The following is a 16,843-nucleotide window of genomic DNA, read 5'->3' as shown; positions in this document are numbered from 1 at the left end:
AATGCTTCAAAGATTGGGCCTACATCATCCGCTGTAGCAACGGTTGGACCTTCGCCAGCAGCGCTTGCTCCTCCTCATGGGGTAAGCTGTTGAGACCGATGAACTTTACCCAGTCATCGCCGTCCCGGCGCAGGAGGTATTTCACCAGGCCGTTGACGGGGTGGTCCGCGATGACCAGGTCCCAGTACTCCTCCATGGGTTGGCCGAAGAGGGTACGCCGCTCGAGCCGGATGCGGTAACGCTTCCGGCGGGCGTATTGGAACTCGGCAAGCAGCTGGTCTGTGGTCTCCTGGATGAGGATAAGGCTTTCCACTGTCATGTGCGGCGGGTTTTGGTCGAGGCGTTATGAAAAAATGGATCCTCTTCTCAAATGTATAGCTTATTAGGACTCCACGTTTACCGGTTTTTTATTTTTGGCGTCGGACGACCTGCCTCGGGGACGCTACCGGCTGCCGGCCGGCGCGTCGGTGTATTGCCGTTCTCCGTTCCGGCTACACGGCGGAGCGCCTGATTTCTGGCACAGATTTTTTAACGGATACGGAAAATAACGACCTATGTCTGCAGAACAACCTATGACCCCGGACCGCCCCATAAATGTCGGCCATATCGAACGCCTGGCATCGGTCCTGGCCGGCGCTTTCCTCGTCACCCACGTCATAAAACGGCACAAGATGCAATCGGTACTGTTTGCCGGGGGGGGGTACCTGTTGTACCGGGGCCTGACGGGCCACTGTTCCTTTTACGCGCTCGCGGGCGATCCCCGGAACGTGAACCTGAAAACCTGTGTCACCGTGAACCGTCCCCGCAATGAAGTATTTGGGTTGTGGAAGGACCTGGAAGGGCTGCCGCGGTTCATGAAGCACCTGGGCAGCGTGCAGCGGCTGGATGAGCACAGGTCGCTGTGGCAGATTGGCGCCCCCGAGGGCATGCCGACGGTACAATGGACGGCGGAGATCGTCCGGGACGAGGAAGGCAAAGAGCTATCCTGGCATTCGCTGCCCCACGCAACGATCAAGAATTCGGGTAAGGTCAACTTCTCGGATACGCCTTCGGGCGGTACCCGGATCGACGTTCACCTTTCTTATCGTCCGCCCCTCGGCAAGCTCGGCGAGGAGCTTGGCTGGCTTTTTAACGGGGTGCTACGGAAAAAAGTGCAGGAAGACATCCGGGGTTTCAAACAATTTGCGGAAAATCAAGGTATTCCTGCCTAACCACGACCTGGCCGCGGAGGGATACATAATAAGGCCCGCCTGTCAGGCGGGCCTTATCCTTTTCACATAGCGGGTTGTCAAACGACCGCGGCTTCCTCTTTTTCATCTTCGGGTTCCTCTTCAGCCTGCCGGGTGCGCTTGTCGTCCCAGGAATAGGCGGTGGCCTCGTGCTCGGCGTCGAGGTTGATCTCGGATTCGGCAATGTCCGTGAGCAAGGCGTCCGTTTGTTCTTCCTCCACCAGCGTCCTGTCTAAAAGGTCGGCGACCTGCTTGAGCCCCATGGTAAGGGACAACTGTACCAGGGTGCCGTAGGTAGCGATTTCATAGTGTTCCACTTTTTGGGCGGCCATGATGAGCGCTGCGTCCCGCGTCATGGTTCCCTCTTCGGTTTCCTGCATGATCTCCTCCGCTTCGGCCACGATGCCTTCGATGGCTTTGCATTCCTTTTGCTCAGGCTCCTTGCCGAGGATGGCGAACACCTTTTCCAGGCGGCGTACGTGGCGCTGGGTTTGGTGCAGGTGGTCTTCGAAGGCTTCCTTCAAGTCCTCGGTCGTGGCGGCCTCCTGCATCTTCGGCAGGCTCTCGAGTATCTTGTGCTCGGCCATATAGACATCGTGTAGCTGGGACAGGAAAAACTTTTCCAGCGCCCCGGCATTCCCCTGCGCGCTTTCGCCTCCGGTGGCTGCCTGAGGCCGTTGGGTCCGCGGTGTAGCAGGTTTGGCGGCCTTGACGGCGGTTTTCTGGGATGCCTGCCTGGACTTGGTCGTTGTACTGTTTCTTGGCATGGTGTTACGATTTTTTGCGCATGGCTGAATTTATCCGGATCTCGTCGCTATCGGGATGAGCGGCTGCCATAACCATTCCGGCCGGAGCGGCTGGTGAAGTGGCCCTGGGCATCGCGCGCCTGGTTGCGGTTACCGTTGCGGCTGCTGCCGTTTCGACTACTGTTACCGGACCGGCTGTTATTGCCGGAGCGGCTGTTACTCCCGGTGCGGCTGTTACTGTCGGAGCGGCCGTTACCGCCGGAGCGGCTGGCATAATGGCCCTGGGCGTCGCGCGCCTGGTTGCGGTTCCCGCCGCGATTGCCGCTGCTCCCGTTACCGCCGGTGCGGCTCGAAGAGGAACGGCCTGTGAAGTGGCCTTGCGCGTCGCGCGACTGGCTGCGGCTACCGCCGCGGCTGCTACGGCCCGAACGGCTGCCGGCGCTACCACGCCGTCCACCGCGCTCGTCTTCCCGCCCGCGTCCTCCGCCGCGTTCGTCGTTACCATAGGCGCCTCTCCTTTCGTGAGAAGCGCGTCCGCCTTCGCTGGCAATCCGTCGTTGTGTGTCGCGATCCATGGATGCAAATCCCCGGCCGCCCCCACGACCGCTCTCCTGGCGGCCATAGCGTTCTTCCCCGCGACGGCCATACCCCCCTTCTTCTTCCTCATAGCGGCGACCCCGGGGCTGATCGTACTCGTCTTCCTCCTCGTCCTCGTCCTCGTCCTCGTCATAATCCTCGTCGTAGTCTTCCTCTTCGTCCCCGTAACGGCCCCGGGGCTGATCGTACTCGTCTTCGTCGTCCTCTCCATAGTCTTCATCATAACGGTCGTCGTCATCGTAGTCCTCTTCTTCCCCGTAACCCCGGCCGCCGTAGCTCTGGCGGCTGCCGCCCTGGTCATATTGGTTCTGACGGCTGCCCTGACCATACCGGCCGCGGTCGTTACGGTCTACATCGGCGTATCCACGCCTTTCATCATTGTAGCGCATGTGTAAAATTTTTTGGTGTGTAAGAATTCGCGGTTAGCGTTTGGTAAGCGGCCACAAAAGCTATGCCTGTGCCAGGTTGCGCGAACGCCTTTGTAAAAAAGCGAGAAATACCTTTTCCTCCGTGTGCAGTCCGCCGGCGGTACCTTTCCGGTGGCTCCCCGCACGCAGGCGTAGCATAAACGGCTTTAGCGAGCCTGTTTCATAAGCGTTTAATAATTGCGGATCGATATAATATTTCTTGCATACCGTGGCGGTGTTCCCCAATCTGCAGGACACCTGGCGGATGACCTCGACGATCTGGCGTTTACATTCGGCGGCGGAGGCGGCGGGTTCGGCGCCGGCCAGAAGTTGTAACGCGTATACCGATCCCGCCCAGGTGCGAAAATCCTTGCACGAAAATTCCTCGCCGGCCGCTTCTCTGATGTATTCGTTGACTTCGCCCGAATCCAGGGGAAGGTGGCGGCCCGTCTCGTCCATATATTGAAAGAGCTCCTGGCCGGGTATTTCCATCACCTTTTTGAGCAATCGAACGAGGTGCTTCTCCTTCAGCTCGATCCGCTGCCTTACCCCTTTTTTGCCTTTGAACGTGAACAGCGCCGTTCCGCCATTGATGGATAAATGACGGTTCTGTAGCGTCGTGAGGCCGTAGGAACCATAAAGTTTCTCATAAACGGCGTTACCCACGCGAATCAGCGTTTCTTCCATGGTACGAAGGGCGATGGCGATGACTTTCCGCCGGTCCAATTCCTTTCGGCTCAGGTCTTCCTCCAGCCGTTTACGGATGCTTGGGAGACGCTTCCCAAATTCAAGGAGCCGGTGGAACTTCTTTTCGCTCCGCGTCTTATTCCAGGTGACATGGTACCGGTATTGTTTACGGCCCATGGCGTCGACGCCGGTTGCCTGCAGGTGGCCGTTTGGCCAGGGGCATATCCAGACGTCGGTCCAGGCGGGCGGGAGGACGAGCTTGTTGATGCGGTCCAACGTCTCCGGATCTTTTAAGGGCTTTCCCGTTTCATCCCGGTATACAAAGCCCTTGGCGCGCCGGACACGGGTATAGCCTGCGACACCGGGGCGGACATATCGAAGTTTTTCATCCATGTTTCGTTCCTTATCTATTGATGATATACCTCCCGTTTGGGTGCGGTACCTGCCCGGTTTATGAGCATTCCAACATATTCCTTGCCACAAGGGGCTCGCGCAGCAATGGCAACCTTTTGCCGGGCAGCCCCTTTTTCTGGATGAGCACCTTGAATCGGGCGCCCATGCCCAGCAACAATGCATGCTTCACCCGGGGCGGCACGCTGCCTCTATCCAGGTATTCGCCCATCCCGAGACCGAGCAGGAAGCAGGGCTGCGGCAACAACCCCTCGGTTTCGAGCCCCAACCGCCGCCCCCACCGGTGGATGTCCGTGAAGTTGACGTGCGCGGTGATGTCCTGCTCGCCCACCTTTTGATAGGGGTCTTCGCTCACCGTATGCCGGTGGTAACACATGAGTGTGCCACGGATACGCCCCGGGGAAAAATATTCCGTGGCGGTGTACCCGTAGTCTATGGTCATCAACCAGCCGCGTTTCAAGGCGCCGGCCACGTCGTTCAGCCAGCTTTTCGCCTCGAGGTTGATTTCGGTCCGGTACCCTTCCGGCAGCGCCACTTTCGACTCTTCGAAATAGTCATATAGCGCGGGCTCGGCTTTTTGCCTGCATTCGATAAAGTTGCCGGCGCTGTCGACATCCACCCAAACCTCTTGCAGGCCGCTCGCGGTTTCGACGAGGTGAACGGACAGGTTGTCGAGCAATTCATTGGAAAAGACGCAACCCTCCACCGGTCCCAGGCTTTTTATATCGTCTGCGTATTCTACACCAGCGCCCAATAAGGCACGCTCCCGTGTCCGCATGACGGGGCTTTTTTCGATGATGACGTAGGTGAGGTCATTGTGGAAAGCCGGGTTTGTCCGTATGTATTCGAGTATATCCCTGCAAAGCATCCCCGTACCCGCGCCATATTCGACAACGGTGAAGGGTTTTTTGCCCAACTGTTTCCACATCTGCTCCAGCTGCCGGCCGATTACGTACCCGACAGCCGGCGTGAGGTACGGGCTGGTATAGTAGTCGCCGTCCGCGCCAAGGGGCTGGTTAGGGCTCATGTAGTAACCCAGTTCCGGGTGATAGAGCGCCATTTCCATAAAATCCTTAAAGCGGATGGGGCCTTGCCCGCGGATGCGGCCGGCGATGATGTTTGCCAGGGTCATACGGTGATCGTACCATAATGGTGCCGGAGCGCGGGGCGCGTATCGCGCCCGGGGCGGGCGGCGGCGCGGGGCATATTTTTTGCGTTGAGTGCGGCTGTGAAAACGTTGCTAACCATTTGGTATTTTTTTCTTGCGTTGACCGCGCGAGCCCAGGATCACTTCGATAACCTGCACGGCAACAGGCTCATCGTAGCCAATGCGATGATCTACTCGGAGGATTCTTCGCACCACCCGGTCAAGCCCAGGCTGCACGGCGCCCTCAGCGCGACCGGGATCGCCAGCAACGCGAACGGCATCAAATCGTATACGTTCAGCAACAACTTCAAGGGCAGCATCGTGACCCGGGACGTGACGATCAACCTAACGGGCAGCTATGTCTATGGGGAGACCGCTAACATCCTTTCCAACAATGACTTTACGACCTCCCTGGACGCCAACGTATACGAGCACCCCTCGAAATTATATTATTGGGTGCTGGCGGATTACACCTCCAGCCATTCCCTGCTGATCAACCGGCAGGAGCAGGCGGGCGCGGGCGCGGGCTACAACCTGATCGATAAGAAAAAGGCGACCCTCAACGTCAGCGACGGGTTGCTTTACGAGAACGGCGACCTTTACGACAGCCTCTACGGCGGCCCTAACGGCAGCGTCTACCAGCGGGATATCTATTCCACGATCCGCAATTCGGTCAGGGTCCTGGGGCACTGGGTTGTCTGGAACAAGGTGTCGCTGGACGCGACCTGGTATTACCAGAACGCGTTGTCGAACAGCGCGGATTATATCATGAAGGTGAATGCCGCGGCGTCGGTGAAGCTGCGCAGCTGGCTGAGCTTTACTACGAGCTATGCGTTCAACCGGTTTACGCGGACGCGGACGGAGAATTCGCTGCTTACGTTTGGGTTGACGCTTTCGCATTAATTTTGCAAATGGGCTATCGCCCGGGCGCACATTGCGGGAAGGCCATCGCCCGGGCGCACATCGCGGGCCGGTCTAAATTTTTATGGCACTACAAAGCGCAGGTATATTGCTCTATCGCATACGCGGGGGATTGGAGGTCTTCCTGGTCCACCCAGGGGGGCCGTTTTTCACAAAAAAGGACGCCGGTTCGTGGACGATTCCCAAGGGAGAATTCACGTTTTCCGAGGAAACGCTGGACGCGGCGGTGAGGGAGTTTTACGAGGAGACGGGCGTCCGCCCAGCGGGGCCGTTCGCCGCGCTTACGGCCATACGGCAGAAGGGCGGGAAGACGGTACATGCATGGGCGGCCGAGGGTGATATGGACGCCTCGGCTATTGTGAGCAACACTTTTGAGATCGAGTGGCCGCCGCGGTCCGGGCGCAGGCAATCTTTCCCGGAGGTTGACCGGGCGGGATGGTTCGATGCCGCCACGGCAAGGATCAAGATCAATGCGGCACAAGCGGCGCTGATCGTGGAGCTCGAGTCGCGGTTGGGGGCGTGAGCGCCCGTCAGGCGCCGGACTTGTCCCAGGCGGAAGCCCAGGCGATAGCCTCGGTGAGGTCTTTGGTGTGAAATCCTTTGTACTCCCCGGGGACAAAATGACCCACCGTATTGGTGAAGTTCCGGACGCCTTCCTGGTCGGAGACGATGGCGACACGGTGCCACCGGGCGATTTCTTTCAAACCCAGCCATGCGTCCCGCATCCAGGCGGCCGCGGTGAAATTCTTCAGTGGCGTGTCGACGACAAACACGTAGTTCAATGGTTTATGTTCATCGGTTTGCGTGTCCACCTTGGGAAATACGATGCGATCGTAGTCCTCCTTCGTCACTTCGCCGGTCGCCCGAAAGGCGATGACGTTGTCGGGTGTATCGTGCAATTGCTCTATCATAGGTGTAATTTATCCCATGATAGTGCAACTACCGTTCCATGCGCCGCGTGGCGCTCAGCTGGGGCACGCGGATAACCGAAGGGCGCGCGGGCAGCAGAGGCGCGGGGGACGGCGGCGGTGCGTGGAGACGGCGGTGAGCGCTATTCCACGCCCCACAGGCAATCCGCGAACCAGCGCCTGCTATCCTGAAAGGACGTTATTGGGTAGAACCCCGCGGAAAGCGCCATGCGGTCCGCTTCCTGGAGGCTATACTTCTGCGAGATCTCCATATAGACCGGTTCGTTTTCCTGGAAATCGATGGGGACGCCGTCGATATATACGCGGTGGGCGCGGCGGGAAAAGAGATAGCTTTTGCAGCTCCCGGTCAGGGGATCATAGGTGGGAAAGTGCTCGAAGTCGTCCAGGTCGAAGGTGGCGCTCAGCTCCCGGTTGATCCGTGTCAACAAATTCAGGTTGAAGGCTTTTGTGACACCTTGGCGGTCGTTGTATGCGTCCAAAATGACATGCGGGTCCTTTTTGAGGTCAAAACCGATAAGGAGCAGGTCGCCCGGCTGGAGCTGCTTGCGGATGGCCTGGCAGAACTGGAGAGCTTCGCCGGGGTGGAAATTGCCGATGTTGGCGCCCATGAGCAGCACCACCTTATGTTTGCGGCTCAGCGCACCCGCGGCCTGGAGCATGTCGAAGTATTCGCCGTTGAGCCCCTTGTAGCGCAGGGCCGGGAGCTCCATCGGCAGGTATTCTTCCAGGGAGCGGATGACGTTGGTGGAGATATCGACAGGGAAATAGGTAAAATCAACGCCTTCATCCAGCAGGTCCCGCAACAGGAAGCGGGTCTTGGTGGCGTCACCCGCGCCCAGCTCTACCAGGTCGAATTCCCCGGTATGGGCGCGGATGGCCCGGATGATGTCCCGGGTCTGGTTGGACAAAATGTCCATTTCGCAGCCGGTCAGGTAGTACTCGGGGACCTGCATGATCTCCTGGAAGAGCCGGTCTCCCGCGGCATCATAGAAATACTTGGAATCCAGTCTTTTGGGGGTTCCGGTCAGGCCTTTGAGGATGTCTTCGCGGAAGTCGGAGGGAGCCGCCGTCGGCGCGCTCCGCTGTGGAACGATCGTAAAGGTGTGCATGCGCAAGTCGTTTACCGTGACAGATGGTGACGAATGATGACAGAATCTTTTACCGAGCTAATCTTATGCCAGTGAATTGCCAGCGGGCGGAGGGATGGAAAAAATTGCGGTAGGTCGGCCGGCTGTGTCCGGGCGGCGTCACTTCGCTGGCGCCCCTCAGGACCATCTGGCTGATCATGAATTTACCGTTATATTCCCCTATCGCCCCGGGGGCCTTTACAAAACCGGGGTACGGCAAATACGCGCTTTCCGTCCATTCCCACCGTTTACCCCAGTCCAGCTCCGGCGACGCGACCTCCCATTCCGCCTCCGTCGGGAGCCGGGCCCCCTTCCAGGAGGCATAGGCCGCGGCCTCGTAATAACTTACGTGACAAACGGGGTCGTTGGGTTCGATCAATTGCAATCCCTGCCAGGAATAATACATCCATTCGCCCGGCGCGTCGGCATCCGGCGCTTCGCCGGCGTCGTCGAAGTGGTACCAGTAGAGCGGGGCTTTGACCTTATTTTTGTTTACCCAGTCCCAACCTTCTGAGTGCCAATAGCAAAAGTCCTCGTACCCTCCGGCCTCGATAAATTCGAGGTATTCCTTGTTGGTCACCAGCCCCGGCGCGATAGCGTAGGGCTGCAAATAGACCCGGTGGCGGTTTAACTCGTTGTCAAAACAGAAACCTTTTCCGTCGTGACCGATCTCCGCCACCCCGCCAGGGTTGGAGACCCATTCGATCACGCGCAGTCTGCCCGTTTTCCCGTCGTTGCGGCCACTGTAACCCGGGCCGTAAATGGATTTGCCGTAGGCGGGGAACAGGGGGTTATGCCCGAGGATATATTTGATGTCGGTGCAGAGCAATTCCTGGTGTTGCTCCTCGTGGTTGAAACCCAGCACCACGAGCTCGTGCAGGTTGACGGACATCTGCTCGTCCTTCAGGAAATTGCGCATCGCCTCGTCTACGTGGGCGCGGTACCGGTAGACGTCGGCGACGGTCGGCCGGCTGAGGTTCCCCCTGTCGGTGCGGATCACCCTGGCGCCTACGGATTCGTAATAGCTGTTGAAGACAAAATTATAGTCGGGGTTGAACTCGGTATAGCCCTCCACGTGCGGCTTGAGGATAAAGGTTTCGAAAAACCAGCTGGTATGCCCCAGGTGCCATTTGGGCGGGCTGACGTCGACGATGGGCTGCACGACATAGTCCTCGGTCTCGAGCGGCCGGCAGATCGATTCGGTCCTTTCCCGAACGAGTATGTATTGATCCGATAGGTTCATAGCTTAATAAGTTTGTTTGATGAGGTCTGTGATGGTTTGGAGATGCAGCTTCCGGGCTTCGTCCGCGCGCATCATCAGGGCATAGGTGTTGTTGAAGCCTATAGGTTTCAGCCATTTGATTCCAAAGCGTTGCACAAAAGCCGTTCCAACGTAGTCATAGACCCTGGACGGGTCGGGGCCGATCGAGTCCACGGTGGCTTCGGGCGTATGCAGTATGGCCAACAGCCCCGTGCCCGTATATTCCGGGTAGAGGTCGATTTCCCCTGCCTGCAAGGCATTGAAACAGATGATGGTGCCGCCGAGGCCGGTCTTGGTGACGGCGCGGAGCGACGTGAATCCCTCTACGAGGTATTTGTACATATTGGCGAGAATGTAGCCGTCGCCAAAGATTTTTGAGCCGATCACGATCGTGCCGGAGGGCTCGGCTGCGCCGCCGGGCACGCGGTAGAGTCCCTTGCTCACGAGAAAATCTTTCGCCACGGCCTCCGGGCTCTCCTTGAGAAAGTCCACGCGATAGTTGAGGTCCGTCATGACACTATCGTTGATGAGCCCCGACAGGGTATCGAGCACACGCTCGAGCCCGGGATGGGCTTTTAATGTCGCCTGGCGGACAATGGGCGCGGCGTAGTATGGCGGGAAGAGGTGTTTGTCGTCGCGCAGGATCGTCAGGTGGAAGGCGCGGACGCGCCCGTCGGTGCTGCTGCCGCTGATGACGTCGAGCTTCTTTTCGGCGACGGCATTGTACATGATGTTATCGTTGATCACGAGCGGGCGTAACCGCAGCCCGTACACCTGGCGCAACCCGAGGTAACCGTCGCGGCGGCCCATGAACTCGGGCGTAAAGCCGGCGCGCAGCTTACCGTCGCCCGCGCCGGGCAGGAAATAAAACGAGGACAGCAGCACCACCGCCAGCGGCGCGGCCCAGACGAAGCTTCGCCAGCGGTTGAGCCGGACGCGCTGGAGCAGCGACAACAGCCAGTCCAGTACCAGCGCCAGGAGTGCGGCGGGGATGGCGCCGGCGAGGATCATATTGGTATTGTTGAGGGCGATCCCGCCAAAGATGAACTCGCCGAGACCGCCCGCGGCTATATAGGCGGCCAGGGTGGCGACGCCGACGTTGATAACAGTGGCGGTGCGGATACCCGCCATGATAACGGGCATGGCCAGCGGCAGCTGGACGCGGAAAAGGATCTGACCGCCCCGCATCCCCATGCCCCGGGCGGCGTCCATCACGATGGGGTTGACGCCGGTGATCCCGGTATAGGTGTTCCGGATGATCGGTAGCAGCGCGTAGAGGAAAAGCGCGGCGATGGCGGGTTTGGCGCCGATACCGAGGATCGGGATCATAAAGCCCAGCAGGGCGATCGAGGGAATGGTTTGAAGGACGCCGGCCACGCCCAGCACGCCGCCCGCAAGCCGCCGCTGCCGGCTGATGAGGATGCCCAGGGAAATGCCCGCGACCATCGCGAAAAACAGCGAGATAAACGTCAGCCCGATGTGTACCACGGTTTGCTCCAGCAGCTTGGGATACTGCTGGCGCACAAATTCGAAAAAGCCGGAGGTCTGCGTGGGCATCAGCGATTTTTATAGGCGTGAAAAGCGGTGAAAAGATCTCCGGCGCCCACCGTTTTTGTCGCGCCATCGTGCGTGAGGGCGACGCGGTCGTCGGGCGCCGCCAAGGTCGCCTCCAGGGCCTCCCGGAGGGGGGCGTCGGCGGACAGCGGGCGCGCGGCGGCGACAGACGCGGAAGGCGGCAGCGCCTCCCACACGTCGCGCACGCGCACCACCCCCAGCTCCAGCGCCAACCGCTGGCTCTCAAAAAAAGCGCGGACGAAGTCGCTGGCGGGGCGGAATAAAAGGTCGGCGGGGCTGCCCCACTGGGCGATGCGGCCTTCCGTCATCAGGACGACGCGGTCGCCGAGCTCGAAGGCCTCCTCCACGTCGTGGGTCACGAGTATGACGGTTCGTCTGTTCACCGAATTCAGGGATTTGAAGTCTTTGCGGATGTCCACCCGGGTGATGGGGTCCAGGGCGCCAAAAGGCTCGTCCATCAGTAGTATCGGCTGATCCGCGACCAAAGCCCTGGCGAGTCCGACGCGTTGCGCCTGTCCGCCGCTGAGCTCCGAGGGATAGGCGTCGCGGTAGCGGTCGGGGGGCAGGCTGAGCTTTTCAAGCAGGGCGGTCGTCCGGTCGGCGATCCGTCTGGCATCCCAACGAAGCAGACGCGGCACCACGGCGATATTCTCGGCCACGGTATAGTGGGGAAAAAGACCGCTCTCCTGGAGTACATACCCCATGCCGCGTCTCAGGGTCTCCGGGGAAACATCCTGGATATTCCGGCCCTGAATGGTGATGGCGCCGCCGCTGGGCTCCACGAGGCGGTTGATCATCCTTAAGGTGGTCGTCTTGCCGCTGCCGCTGGTGCCCAGCAGGACGAGGGTTTCGCCCTCGTCCACCTCGAAGGAGACGTTGTCCACGGCGGGTCGCGCCGCGGACAGCGAACCGTTAACCCGCGCGAATGATTTGGTGACGCCTTCGAGTTTGATCATAACCGGCCCAATTTACTAATATATTTAGCAAATCAATGTTCCAGGGTAAGAAATAAATTATTGATCGACTCCGCGTATAACGGGTGGGCAAACACCATGTCGCGGAGGTGGTCGTAGGTAACGGTCCCGGTCATCGCCATCTGCAGGATGGTCATGATTTCACCGCCTTCCGTGCCCAGGATCGCGGCGCCGAGGATTTGCCGGGTCTCGGTGTCGACGACGGCCTTCATGAGCCCCCGGGTGTCCCCGGTTTCGATGGCCCGGGCCACGTGGGTCATGGGTAGCGTGGCCACCTGTATAGGGCGACCCTGGGCGCGGGCCTCGGTTTCGGTGAGGCCGATGCGACCCAGCTGCGGGTCGGTGAATACGGTATAGGGGACCTGGCGGTCCGTGGTGGAGAGCCGTCGCCCCTGGAGAATATTAGCGGCTATGATGACATAGTCGTTGTAGGAAATATGGGTAAACGCGGGGCCACCCTTGACGTCGCCCAGCGCGTAGACCCCAGGGACGCTGGTTTCGAGGTATTCGTTTACTTTTATAAAGCCATGGGCGTCGACGGCGATGCCGGCTTTATCGACGCCCAGCGCGGCGGTCCCGGCGGCACGGCCGGTGGCGACCAGGAGGTGCGAGCCGCTGACCGGGCCCGCGGACGTCTCCAACGTAACCGCCGCGGTATCGGCCACCCCAGCGCCGGACCACACCCGTTCGACGGACGTACCCAGCAGGATCCGTATCCCCTCCCCTTCCAGTATGTCCCGCATGGCGTCGCGGATGTCCTGGTCTTCGCGGGCCATCAGCGCGGCGCCCCGTTCTATGATCGTGACCTCGCTCCCCAGGCGGCGGAACAGCTGGCCCATTTCGAGGGCGATATAGCCGCCGCCGAGCACGATCAGGTGCCGCGGGACGACCGGGATGTCCAGGATGGTCTTTGAGGTGAGGTATGGGATGTCTTTCAGGCCGTCCAGGGCCGGGATCACGGGGCTGCACCCGGTATTGATAAAAATCCGGTCGGCGGTATGGGTTGCGCCGCCCGCGCTAAGTGTCTTTTCTCCGGTGAAGACGGCGTTCTCGCGGATGAGGGTGAGGTTGGGCATCACCAGCCCCTTTTCGTTGGACGTCCGGGCGGAATCAACCACTTGGTTTTTGCGGGCGATGATGGCGGCCAGGTCGATCGTCAGCCCTTCGGTATGGATGCCGCGGTCGCCGGCCGTCCTTACGGTTTGGGCTATCCTGGCGTCGGCGATCATCGTCTTGGTGGGGGTGCAGCCTTCGTTGACACAGGTACCGCCAACGTGCTCTTTTTCAAAGATGACGGTGTTTAATCCTGCTTTGGCCAGCTTCCTTGCCAGCGGGGTGCCGGCCTGGCCGGACCCGACGACAATGGCATCCCAATTGTGATGAGTAGGTGTCATATCGTAAATTACCTCTTCAAAATTAAGCCTATCATGATGGATACAAAAAATAACGCGGAATTGACAAAGACGCTGGTCGACAACCTCCGGACCAGCCACGCGCACGCTACGCTCGAGAAAGCGTTGCGCGGATTACCCGAGGACGACCGGGGCCTGGTGATAAAGGGACTGCCCTATAGCATCTGGCAGCTGGTCGAGCATCTCCGGATTACCCAGTGGGACATGGTCATGTTCTCGATCGACTCGTCTCACGTCTCCCCCTCCTGGCCCGAGGGCTATTGGCCCGCCAACCCCCGACCCGCTTCGGATCGGGTGTGGAAGGAGAGCCTCCGGAAATTCGAGGAAGACCGGGATACGTTTATCCGGCACCTCGAAAAGCCCGATACCGACCTCTTCACGCCCTTTCGTCACGGGGACGGCCAGACGCTCCTGCAGGAAGCGCTGCAAATCATCGACCACAATGCGTACCACACGGCGGAAATAATCGTTATGCGGCGGTTGCTGGGGAATTGGAAGGGCTAAAGCGGCGCCGCCGGGCCACGCTTTAGCGAACGCGCGTCGCCTTTCGTATCTTCACCGCATGCCCTTCCCTGCCACCTACTCCACGCTAGCCCCTGACGCCCTGGCGGCGATGACCGCCACCCGATATGGACTTGACCGGCCGCGATGCGCGCTTATTTCCCGCGGCGTGGGTGATACTTACCTGGTGGAATCCACCGAAGGCAGGGCGATCCTTCGTGTCTACCGCTCGACCCACCGCAGCCCGGCGCAGATCGCCACCGAGCTGAAGGTGTTGCTGACGGCGTGGGAGGCCGGGGTGTCGGTGTCGTATCCCCTCCCGGACCGTCAGGGCTTGTATATGCAAACGCTCGACGCGATCGAAGGACCCCGGTACGCAGCGCTCTTCACGTTCGCTGGGGGACGTTCCGTGGCGCAACCCGACGTGGCTCAGGCACGCGGCCTCGGACGCGAAGTCGCAAAGTTCCACAAGGTGACCGAGGACTGGGTCTACGACGGCAGTCGTTGGAGGTATGACCTCGAAACGACGCTCTTCGGACCTTTGCGGGCGGTGAAGCCTTTTTTTTCCGAATATCCGGAAGGCCACACCTGGTTGATGGAGGCCGCGGAACGGACGGCGAGGGTGCTGGAGACCCTCGAATTGCCGCAGGGCTACATCCACTTCGACTTTTTGCCCAAGAACTTCCACTACCCGGAGCGACCCGTGGGGCGCGATGCGGGCGACGCCCCCACCCTCTTCGACTTCGATTTTTTGGGTTTTGGCTGGTTTGCACATGACATAATGAGCTATTGGCAGCACTTAGAGACGGAAGTTTTTACGCGGAGGATGGAAAGAGGGGTTGCCGACGCGATCTACGCGGGGTTCCTGGAGGGGTATACCGGCGAGCGCGCGCTGACTGCAGGGGAGCTTGGCGTAATACCGCACCTGAGGCTGGGCTTCTGGGTGTTTTATATGGGTTTTCATACGACACACGACCAATTCCTGCCCTACCTGCAAACCGGGTCGCTCCGGCCGCGGGTCGAGGCTTTAAAAAGAATGATAACATGAGAAGACTGCAATCGATCGACGTCTTTCGCGCCCTGACTATGTTCTTTATGATCTTTGTCAACGACCTGGACCCGATACCGGGCGTACCGGAATGGATCAAGCACGTGGGCCGGGATACCGACGGGCTGGGGTTCGCGGACACGATCTTCCCGGCCTTTTTGTTTATCGTCGGTCTGTCGATCCCGTTTGCCATCGGGAACCGGATCAAGCGGGGTGATGCGCCGGGCCGCCTTTGGACGCACATACTGCTGAGGGCGCTGGCGCTGCTCGTCATGGGTTTTTTCCAGGTGAACCTGGAAAGCTATGACGCCACACAGGCTGTGTTGTCCAAACCGATTTGGGAAATAGCCGTTACCGTTAGTTTCTTCGCCATCTGGCTGGACTTCCCCAAAACGATGTCGCGTCAGCGCCGGCTCGCCATCCAATGGATGGGGATCATGCTGCTGGCGATCATGGCGTTGCTCTACAAGGGCAAGGAAGGCACGCTGGCGCCGCACTGGTGGGGCATCCTGGGGCTGATCGGCTGGTCGTACCTGTTGTGCGCGGGCATCTACCTGCTGTGCAAGGGCAAGGCGTGGGTGCTGGCGGCGGCCGGCATTTTTTTTCTGGTCTTCAACATCGCCGTACACGCGCACTGGCTGGAGGCCCTTTCCGATGTCAAGCCTTATATATGGGTGGTGGGGAACGGTTCGATGCCGGCGCTGACGATGGGCGGGGTGCTGGCGGGTGCGTGGTATAACGGGCATCCGCGACGCCGTTTTTTTGCGGGCGCGGTACTCGCGGGCATCCTGCTGATCGCGCTGGGCTTCGCGCTCCGCGGCCTCGGCGGCATTTCCAAGATACGCGACACGCCGTCCTGGGTGTTGATCTGCATGGGCATCAGCGTGCTGTGCTTTGACCTGTTCACCTGGTTGGTAGACAAAGAAAACAAGGCGCGCTGGTTCGCGTGGCTCAAACCCGCGGGCACGAGCACGCTCACGTGTTACCTCGTCCCATATCTGTTGTATTCGCTATATATGCTCGTACACTTCAAGTTCCCGCCGTTGCTGGCGGAGGGTACCGGTGGTCTCATCAAGTCCTTGGCGACGGCCGCGCTGGTCGTGTGGATCACGGGTTTGCTGGAAAAGGCGCGGTTACGCTTGAAGATATAATGCCACGTGTCTGGGCACGGCTTTTGTAAAAGGGTTAGTTAAAAACGCTAACGATTATGAAATTCAACCCGACCCGGCCGTACCTGTTACTGGCCCTCAGCACTTTTTTGGCTGCCGCCTGTAGTAAGAGCAGCAACAACAACACACCCGCCGCGTCGACCTTCGACGCCAACTTCATGGTAGCCGCCTCGTACGCGAACCAGGACGAAATCGCCTCCAGTAAGCTGGCGGTTACCCAAAGCACCAGCCTGGGCGTCACCGGTTTTGCGGGGACCCTCGTCGCAGACCACACCGCGGCCGAGTCCACGCTGGCGACGCTGGCCGACAGCCTGCACGTCACGCTTCCCGGCGGACCGGACTCCACCCACCTGACAGCCAACACGATCCTCACCGGCATGTCGGGCGCTACCTTTGATACCTCCTATATACATCTGATGATCCGGGACCACCAAGCCGCCATTGTGCTTTTCCAATCGGAGATCGACAGCGGCATGGACGCCGGCGTCAAGACGTATGCGACGCTGACGTTGCCAAAGCTGCAGATGCACCTGCAGGCCGCGGATAGCCTTTATACGGTGCTGCAGACGAACCCGCAATAGCGTAGTTCTACGGTTCCTTTTGCGCCGGCGACGCCCTATCTTAAGGGAATGGATAAATCCCCGGACCCGCTGGCGGTCATCAGGAACCTCGTCATCGTCGTCGGTATATACCTCTACTTTA

General features: G+C 59.7%; 18 protein-coding genes. 7 read left to right on the top strand and 11 right to left on the bottom strand.

Features of this window, described 5'->3' with window-relative positions; translation table 11 throughout:
* Positions 1 to 19: 19 nt before the first annotated feature.
* Positions 20 to 319: a hypothetical protein gene (locus tag VL547_RS19595; protein ID WP_325581092.1), complete on the bottom strand. Its 300-nt coding sequence runs from the start codon at positions 317 to 319 to the stop codon at positions 20 to 22.
* Between the two features lie 235 nt (positions 320 to 554).
* On the opposite strand from VL547_RS19595, the gene VL547_RS19590 reads away from it, so the two are divergent.
* The gene (locus VL547_RS19590) at positions 555 to 1,211 is read left to right on the top strand and encodes an SRPBCC family protein (RefSeq protein ID WP_325581090.1); all 657 of its coding nucleotides are present in this window, start codon (positions 555 to 557) and stop codon (positions 1,209 to 1,211) included.
* Between the two features lie 77 nt (positions 1,212 to 1,288).
* Here VL547_RS19590 and VL547_RS19585 read toward each other — a convergent pair whose 3' ends face one another.
* From VL547_RS19585 to VL547_RS19570, 4 genes are read right to left on the bottom strand one after another with little or no spacing between them, the layout of a single operon-like run.
* Complete coding sequence (locus tag VL547_RS19585) at positions 1,289 to 1,996, bottom strand: ferritin-like domain-containing protein (RefSeq protein ID WP_325581088.1); 708 nt, start codon at positions 1,994 to 1,996, stop codon at positions 1,289 to 1,291.
* A gap of 47 nt (positions 1,997 to 2,043) precedes the next feature.
* The gene (locus tag VL547_RS19580; RefSeq protein WP_325581086.1) at positions 2,044 to 2,961 is read right to left on the bottom strand and encodes a KGG domain-containing protein; all 918 of its coding nucleotides are present in this window, start codon (positions 2,959 to 2,961) and stop codon (positions 2,044 to 2,046) included.
* Between the two features lie 60 nt (positions 2,962 to 3,021).
* On the bottom strand, positions 3,022 to 4,059 hold the full coding sequence (locus VL547_RS19575; RefSeq protein WP_325581084.1) for a DNA topoisomerase IB: 1,038 nt from the start codon (positions 4,057 to 4,059) through the stop codon (positions 3,022 to 3,024).
* Between the two features lie 58 nt (positions 4,060 to 4,117).
* Positions 4,118 to 5,209: a class I SAM-dependent methyltransferase gene (locus VL547_RS19570; protein WP_325581082.1), complete on the bottom strand. Its 1,092-nt coding sequence runs from the start codon at positions 5,207 to 5,209 to the stop codon at positions 4,118 to 4,120.
* Positions 5,210 to 5,344: 135 nt separating this feature from the next.
* Here VL547_RS19570 and VL547_RS19565 point away from each other — a divergent pair, with 135 nt between their 5' ends.
* Positions 5,345 to 6,127 (top strand): DUF481 domain-containing protein, encoded by a 783-nt coding sequence (locus VL547_RS19565; protein WP_325581080.1) that lies wholly within the window; start codon positions 5,345 to 5,347, stop codon positions 6,125 to 6,127.
* Positions 6,128 to 6,209: 82 nt separating this feature from the next.
* Positions 6,210 to 6,668: an NUDIX domain-containing protein gene (locus VL547_RS19560; RefSeq protein ID WP_325581078.1), complete on the top strand. Its 459-nt coding sequence runs from the start codon at positions 6,210 to 6,212 to the stop codon at positions 6,666 to 6,668.
* 7 nt (positions 6,669 to 6,675) lie between these two features.
* Here VL547_RS19560 and VL547_RS19555 read toward each other — a convergent pair whose 3' ends face one another.
* The 6 genes from VL547_RS19555 to VL547_RS19530 all read right to left on the bottom strand — a co-directional run bounded on the left by VL547_RS19555 (position 6,676) and on the right by VL547_RS19530 (position 13,405).
* The gene (locus VL547_RS19555; RefSeq protein WP_325581076.1) at positions 6,676 to 7,056 is read right to left on the bottom strand and encodes an STAS/SEC14 domain-containing protein; all 381 of its coding nucleotides are present in this window, start codon (positions 7,054 to 7,056) and stop codon (positions 6,676 to 6,678) included.
* A 140-nt stretch (positions 7,057 to 7,196) separates the two neighbouring features.
* Complete coding sequence (locus tag VL547_RS19550; protein WP_325581074.1) at positions 7,197 to 8,183, bottom strand: L-histidine N(alpha)-methyltransferase; 987 nt, start codon at positions 8,181 to 8,183, stop codon at positions 7,197 to 7,199.
* Between the two features lie 49 nt (positions 8,184 to 8,232).
* Positions 8,233 to 9,444: an ergothioneine biosynthesis protein EgtB gene (egtB, locus tag VL547_RS19545; protein ID WP_325581072.1), complete on the bottom strand. Its 1,212-nt coding sequence runs from the start codon at positions 9,442 to 9,444 to the stop codon at positions 8,233 to 8,235.
* Positions 9,445 to 9,447: 3 nt separating this feature from the next.
* Positions 9,448 to 11,019, bottom strand: a complete 1,572-nt coding sequence (locus VL547_RS19540) for an ABC transporter permease/substrate-binding protein (protein WP_325581070.1) — start codon at positions 11,017 to 11,019, stop codon at positions 9,448 to 9,450.
* The gene (locus VL547_RS19535; RefSeq protein ID WP_325581068.1) at positions 11,019 to 11,993 is read right to left on the bottom strand and encodes an ABC transporter ATP-binding protein; all 975 of its coding nucleotides are present in this window, start codon (positions 11,991 to 11,993) and stop codon (positions 11,019 to 11,021) included. The genes VL547_RS19540 and VL547_RS19535 overlap by 1 nt, the downstream gene beginning before the upstream one ends.
* Before the next feature lie 32 nt (positions 11,994 to 12,025).
* Positions 12,026 to 13,405, bottom strand: coding sequence for a mercuric reductase (locus VL547_RS19530; RefSeq protein ID WP_325581066.1), 1,380 nt, complete (start codon positions 13,403 to 13,405; stop codon positions 12,026 to 12,028).
* Between the two features lie 33 nt (positions 13,406 to 13,438).
* Here VL547_RS19530 and VL547_RS19525 point away from each other — a divergent pair, with 33 nt between their 5' ends.
* The 4 genes from VL547_RS19525 to VL547_RS19510 are packed head-to-tail and all read left to right on the top strand — an operon-like array spanning position 13,439 to position 16,722.
* Complete coding sequence (locus VL547_RS19525) at positions 13,439 to 13,927, top strand: DinB family protein (RefSeq protein ID WP_325581064.1); 489 nt, start codon at positions 13,439 to 13,441, stop codon at positions 13,925 to 13,927.
* 58 nt (positions 13,928 to 13,985) lie between these two features.
* A complete protein-coding gene (locus VL547_RS19520) occupies positions 13,986 to 14,972 on the top strand; it encodes a phosphotransferase enzyme family protein (protein WP_325581062.1) in 987 nt (328 codons plus the stop codon).
* A complete protein-coding gene (locus tag VL547_RS19515) occupies positions 14,969 to 16,123 on the top strand; it encodes a DUF5009 domain-containing protein (protein WP_325581060.1) in 1,155 nt (384 codons plus the stop codon). The genes VL547_RS19520 and VL547_RS19515 overlap by 4 nt, the downstream gene beginning before the upstream one ends.
* A 56-nt stretch (positions 16,124 to 16,179) precedes the next feature.
* A complete protein-coding gene (locus tag VL547_RS19510; protein WP_325581058.1) occupies positions 16,180 to 16,722 on the top strand; it encodes a DUF4142 domain-containing protein in 543 nt (180 codons plus the stop codon).
* The last annotated feature ends 121 nt before the right edge of the window (positions 16,723 to 16,843 follow it).

The organism is Dinghuibacter sp. (assembly GCF_035492835.1).
Classification (GTDB): Bacteria; Bacteroidota; Bacteroidia; order Chitinophagales; family Chitinophagaceae; genus Dinghuibacter.
This window is presented reverse-complemented; position numbering and strand designations above follow the sequence as displayed.